The organism is Paenibacillus forsythiae T98, assembly GCF_000520735.1.
In the GTDB taxonomy this organism is placed as follows: Bacteria; Bacillota; Bacilli; order Paenibacillales; family Paenibacillaceae; genus Paenibacillus_AQ; species Paenibacillus_AQ forsythiae.
Window position 1 is genome coordinate 1 of sequence record NZ_ASSC01000673.1, and the last position, 380, is coordinate 380.

Annotated in this window: 1 pseudogene; it reads right to left on the reverse strand. The window is 65.3% G+C overall.

Going from position 1 to position 380, the window contains the following annotated elements:
* Nucleotides 1–380, reverse strand: a pseudogene (locus L692_RS33070) (SNF2 helicase-associated domain-containing protein); the annotation flags it as partial.

A 380-nucleotide genomic window follows, 5' to 3' on the forward strand; every position in this document is an offset into this window, starting at 1 on the left:
GGCGCCCCTCCTTGCTCCACCGCGACGGAAGCTGGACGGTAATTCCCCGTTTCGTCAGCTCCTGCACGGTCTCCTTCAGAAAAAAATACAGCCGTTCCGGCTCAAGGTTCACGCCCGTTGGAGCGCCGGACTCCAGCGCCCGCGAAATATCCGGCGACAATTCGGAAGCCCGCCCCAGCGCCGCCAGCAGCTGTTCCTGAATTCCCTTATAGCGCCTGCCCCAGAGCGTGAACTCCCGCTCGCCGCTGCTCCAGACCGAGGCTGCGGGAAGCCAGAAGCCGCTCTCTTCCCGCCCCTCTGCCCAGAAGGACAGCCGCCATATCTCCTCGTCTCCTCCCGGCGGCTCCAGTCTCAGTCCAAGGCCGAGCTGCCCGCTCTGC